The sequence below is a fragment of the Rhodococcus sp. (in: high G+C Gram-positive bacteria) genome (assembly GCF_049591685.1).
Classification (GTDB): Bacteria; Actinomycetota; Actinomycetes; order Mycobacteriales; family Mycobacteriaceae; genus Rhodococcoides.
On record NZ_JBAWFH010000550.1, the window covers coordinates 1 to 5,003 of the forward strand.

Here is a 5,003-nt window from a genome sequence, read left to right on the forward strand (position 1 = left end):
CTGGAAAACTACTGCGTCGTGCTAAACCAAGTCGGCCACAACCATGCTATGGCAGAGAGCGCCGCAAACCGGTCGGCAACGACGACGCCCCAACCACCACCTCATCCTTCCTTTGCGCCAGGTTGCACTGTTACGCTGCATCACTCAGCCGGCGGGACCGGTATAGGACTGCAGGACTATGCGTTCGGTATCGCGGACGCAGTAGGAATTCCCATACCCGACGGCGACACCGACAACCTTCGGCGAGCCGGTGCGGTGTGGCGGGACCTGAGTACCGACACGCAACTAGGCAATGTCGTCGGCCATCTCACATCGGCGGGGGATCTGTTCTTCGACATTCAGTCGGCTGAGACCGATCTGATTCTCGACGACATAGACGATTTACGCACGACCTTTCAGGCCATTCAATTCGCCTGTGGTGAGCTAGCCGATTCCTGTGAAGACTATGCCGCGAATATAGTCGAGCTCCGAGCACAGTTGTCCGGGATGTTGGAGGACCTCGCAGAAGAGCTTGCCATCACCGCGGCGGTTTCGATTGCAGCGGCGTTCATCAGCTTCGGAGCATCGGCGGCCGTCGGCACCGCGAAATCAGCTGCGTCGATCAATAAATACGGAAAACTGATTCGCAACGGCATCGCAGCGTGGTCCGCGTCGAAGAACATCAGCCGAGGCGTTCGGGTCGGAGCCGACCTCGGTGTGGTTCAGCGGGTGCTACTGCGGCTGAGGGCGATCGGCCAGAACATTGTCGATGTCGTTCGTCGGACACCGCCGAAGCGGAACATAGACGAGCTGTTCGCCAACGGTAACAAGCCGAAGGCGTCCGACTTGGAGAGGTACGCGCAGTCCGAAGGATGGACCAAAATACAGACCGCCAACGGGCCACCCAAGTACATCGACGAGAATGGTGTGACACGTTTAACGATCAAGAGCGGCACGGACCGAGCACCCGGAAGCGGAGGCCCCCACGTCGAGATCAGGAACGCCGATGGTCAACGAGTCGACCCGTTCGGCAACGAAGTGACGCGCAGAAGCCCAGGTAATCACACTCCGATCGAATGGGACATGCCATGAACAATGACTACTCGCAGCTGAAGGGGCTGGCCGACGTGTATCTGGAGGACAGCTACGTGCTGTCCATATTGGAGGCTCCCGGTGAGCTTGCTTTCGCACTAGATGCCGTGCTGACGCCAGAGAGCCCGCGCTATCAGCCTCCGAAGCCGGACGAGCAGTACTGCTACGCCCTGGGGAGGCTTGTGTTCGCTCAGGTAACCGCGAGCACGTGGGTATACAGGTCGACCCAGCAGTACACGGACGCAGCGGGCGACGTGGACTTGGGCAACATCGATTTTCTCTCCTTCGATCAAGGCGTGTATGTCGCGGAGGGCGACTGGGGACGTGTGGAGATCCATTCAGCGACGGAACCGCGGTTCGTCTACGACTGAATCCGTCGCTCGAACTGAATCCGTTGCTCGACAACATGACAGCGACGCCTCTCGGCCGAACGGCTGTTTCACTCTCGGGCCGCGCTCTGCCGCTATTGACTGCCAGTCCGCGGATCCGGTCGACGTAATGCGGAAAGTGCTGGACTTGCGTTCACATGGCCGACGCACTCACCAACGACGAGGTTCGCACGTTCAACCGCGTGCGGTCGGCGCGGAACAAGTCCACGGAGTACTCCACGGGCCTGCCGAGTTGGTCGTAGCCGGTGCGTTCGAGCTTGAGGACGGCAGTGCCTTCGGGTTGCCGGAGCAGCGCGCCGGCGGGAGCAGAGAGCGTCGCCAGTTCGATCGATTCGTCGGCCATGCAGACTGAAATTCCCAGCCGGGTGCGTAGCGCTTCGTAGACGGAGTTCAGTGGTGTCTCCAACACTCGCCCGCAGATGCTGCCGCTGAGGTACATCTGTTCGAGCGACAGGGTGTCGCCGTCGGCGAACCGCAAACGCAGAAGCGAGACCACGGGTCCGTCACCGAGAACGCGGGCAGCGTCGGGCGACGGCGTGGCCATTCTGGCCGAGATGACTTTCGTGCCGTCGCGAAAACCCTGCTCGTGCAACATCTGTGGAACACCCTTGACGGTGTTCAGGCTGCGCAGTAGCCGTCGACTCTGACAGACCGACAGCGCGCTCTCCGGTGACGGCGAGCCCGGTGACACCGCGGTTAGGTACGCACCACCGGCTCTGCCCTTCATCCGGCGAATCACGCCGTCGCGTTCGAGCAGGTCCATTGCTTTGCGCACCGTTGTCCGCGAGGTTCCGAGCCGCTCGGCGAGTTCGCGCTCGGGTGGTAGGCGCGGCACCGATCGTTGCTCGAGCTCGCCTACCAAGCGAAGCAGGGCGGCATGGGTTTGCTCCATCATCAGCACGGGCGCACCTCCAAGTTCATTGTTCAATCAATCTAGCCCTGATGACGCCCTCGAACTACCGCCCTACCTGCTGATTTACGCACGATTAACACCGCGGGTGTCCTATAGGGCTCCGCTCCCGCGAGGCGTTACACGCAGTTCACACACGACGAACAAAACCAGAAATGGTCTACGCGCATCTTTACCCGTGTGCGGAAAGTGATGCCCAACTATCACTTCGCACACACCGGCGCCGAAGGCGCACAACAGAAGGGTGAACCACTGTGGAAGATTCCCGGTCGGCCCGCGCCGCACTCGGCGTGGAGCTCGCCCGCTCGGCGGGTGAGATCGCCCGCCGCTGGTTCGACACCTCGGCCCTCGCGGTCGAGTCGAAACAGGACGGTTCCCCTGTTACGCAGGCGGATCGCGAGATCGAGCAGTACATCAGGGCCCAGGTCGCCGAGCACTACCCCGACGATAGCTTCCTCGGCGAGGAGTTCGGCGAAACCACCGGAACCTCGCAGTACCGCTGGATCGTCGACCCGATCGACGGCACCAAGTCCTTCGTCCACGGGGTTCCGCTGTACGCCAACCTGATCGCCCTCGAAGAAGACGGCACCATCGTCGCGGGCGTGATCAACCTGCCCAGCGCGGATGTCCTCATGCACGCCGAACGCGGCAAGGGATGCTGGAAGAACGGCAAGCAAGTTCATGTTTCGGACAAGACTGAACTCGACGGCGCCTACGTCATGGCCACCTGGCTCGAAGACTGGCATTCCGATTCCATCGTCGATCTCCAGTCTGCGGGCGCCGTCATCCGAACCTGGGGCGACGCCTACGGCTACATGATGGTCGCGAGCGGCCAGGCCGAAGCGATCGTCGACTACACCACGCAGGCATACGATCTCGCCCCCATGCCGGTCATCATCGAAGAGGCCGGCGGCATGTTCACCTCGCTCGACGGAGCGCGAGACTTCAACGGCGGCAACGGCATCGCCTCCAACGGCGCCGTGCACGACTCGGTTGTCAAAATAGTCAACCAAGGATGACGCACATGAAAGAGTACATTCGCGGCCTGAGCCGGAAGAGCATCATGACGTTCTTCGGCAGCATCTACGCTCTCGCTCTGCTCTTCGCTCTGTTCCCTCCGCTCTACAGGTGGAGCAGCGGAATTCGGTTCGAAATCCTCGGCATTCCGTTCGCCATCATGTACTGGCTGATCAACGGAGTCGTTCTCGGTCTGACCCTCTGGGGCCTCTACATCGTCGAGGACATCCGCGGCGAACTCGACGAGGACCTCCTCCCCGCCACCGCACCCCTCACTGGAGAATGACATGTTGATCATGCTGGGAATGCTCGGCGTCTTCTACGCCATCGTCATCTTCATTCTCTACACCACCCAACAGAAGTCGTCGCCGACGTTCGACGAGTACTCCGTCGGCGGCCGCTCCTACGGCCCCTGGTACGTCGCAATGAGCTACGTCAACTCGTGGTGGCCCGGATCGGTGTTCATCGCGTTCTTCAGAATCGCCAGCGGCGCCGGTGTGTTCGGCCTCTATGGCCTCGCCTACTCCAGCCTCGGCGTCGCAATGATGTACTTCATGGCCACCCGCGCCTGGCGCTGGGGCGCGAAGTACAACCTTCGCTCACAACCCGACCTGCTCGGCCTGCGCTTCAACTCGCGCGGCACCAAGGTCGTCGCCAGCCTAATCGGTATCGTCTCGCTCTTCCCGTGGGTCGTGCTCGGCATGCAGGCACTCGGTGAGGTCTTCCAGATCGCCAGCGCCGGAGCCTGGTCCGTCACCACGTGCCTCTTCATCGGCCTCGCCGTCATCGTCATCCGCCAGTACTGGACCGTCAAGATGGGCATGCGCGGCCTGATCATGACCGACATGTTCCAGGGCCTCGTCGCCTACGTCTTCTCCGCCGCACTGTGCTTGATCCTGCTCTCCGGTGTCGCCGGCGGCCCGATCAGCTTCGCCGCCCTCGGTGACGTCGCCGACGAGTACCTCCGCGTCCCCGGCGACGGCGACGCCTACGGCCCGTTCTACCTCTTCGCCCTCATCTTCACCGGCGTCGTCGGCTCGCTCTGCTGGCCGACGAGCTTCCAGCGCATCTACACCGCGTCGAGCGTGCGGGCCGTCAAGTCCGGCACCATCCGCACGGTCCTGATCTCCGGCGTCTTCTACTCCCTGCTCATGCTCGTCGGTATCGCCAGCACGGTCATGCCCGACGTCGTCGCATCGCCCCAGACCGGCTGGTTCACCATCGCGGAAAGCTACGGCGGAACGTGGTTGCTCGGACTCGCCGCCACCATGGTGTTCGCCGCATCCATGGGCCACATCGACGGAAGCGTCCAGGTCTGCGGCCTGCAGATCGCCAACGACCTCGTCAACTCCGACAAGCGCAAGCTCACCGACAGCCAGCTCACCAAGGTCGCGAAGATCAGCATACTCGGCTTCATGGCCGCCGCAGCCGTCGTCGCCTACGCCACGTTCAACATGACGCGCCTGCAACTCCTCGCCCAGATCTCGTACCAGGGCGTCGTGCAGCTCGCCATCCCGCTGTTCCTCGGCGTCTTCTGGCGCGGCGGCAACGGCAACGGTGCGGTCGCAGGCATGGTCTCCGGCTTCACCGTCGCCCTCGTGCTCACCGCGATCTTC

6 protein-coding genes are annotated in these 5,003 nt (G+C 62.3%); 5 read left to right on the forward strand and 1 reads right to left on the reverse strand.

From position 1 onward, the window contains the following. Both WBQ44_RS22485 and WBQ44_RS22490 read left to right on the forward strand, forming a co-directional pair. The coding region (locus tag WBQ44_RS22485; protein ID WP_495568874.1) for a WXG100-like domain-containing protein at positions 1-1,071 on the forward strand (1,071 nt) is incomplete at its 5' end. Further along, entirely contained in the window at positions 1,068-1,442 is a 375-nt protein-coding gene (locus tag WBQ44_RS22490; protein ID WP_495568875.1) for a hypothetical protein, read from the forward strand. The genes WBQ44_RS22485 and WBQ44_RS22490, both read left to right, overlap by 4 nt. 151 nt (positions 1,443-1,593) lie before the next feature. Here the strand turns inward: WBQ44_RS22490 and WBQ44_RS22495 are convergent, their stop codons facing one another. Then, the gene (locus WBQ44_RS22495) at positions 1,594-2,355 is read right to left on the reverse strand and encodes a GntR family transcriptional regulator (RefSeq protein ID WP_495568876.1); all 762 of its coding nucleotides are present in this window, start codon (positions 2,353-2,355) and stop codon (positions 1,594-1,596) included. Between the two features lie 269 nt (positions 2,356-2,624). Between WBQ44_RS22495 and WBQ44_RS22500 the strand changes: the two genes are divergently transcribed. The 3 genes from WBQ44_RS22500 to WBQ44_RS22510 form a co-directional block, all read left to right on the forward strand. After that, on the forward strand, positions 2,625-3,389 hold the full coding sequence (locus WBQ44_RS22500; protein ID WP_495568877.1) for an inositol monophosphatase family protein: 765 nt from the start codon (positions 2,625-2,627) through the stop codon (positions 3,387-3,389). 5 nt (positions 3,390-3,394) lie between these two features. Beyond that, the gene (locus WBQ44_RS22505; RefSeq protein WP_495568878.1) at positions 3,395-3,673 is read left to right on the forward strand and encodes a hypothetical protein; all 279 of its coding nucleotides are present in this window, start codon (positions 3,395-3,397) and stop codon (positions 3,671-3,673) included. Between the two features lies 1 nt (position 3,674). Beyond that, on the forward strand, positions 3,675-5,003 hold a 1,329-nt coding region (locus WBQ44_RS22510; RefSeq protein ID WP_495568879.1), incomplete at its 3' end, for a sodium:solute symporter family protein.

What these genes read in the sequence shown, in the direction of transcription:
- WBQ44_RS22495 (WP_495568876.1), bottom strand. Translation starts at nt 2,355, where the DNA reads ATGATGGAGCAAACCCATGCCGCCCTGCTTCGCTTGGTAGGCGAGCTC.
- WBQ44_RS22490 (WP_495568875.1), top strand. Translation starts at nt 1,068, where the DNA reads ATGAACAATGACTACTCGCAGCTGAAGGGGCTGGCCGACGTGTATCTG.
- WBQ44_RS22505 (WP_495568878.1), top strand. Translation starts at nt 3,395, where the DNA reads ATGAAAGAGTACATTCGCGGCCTGAGCCGGAAGAGCATCATGACGTTC.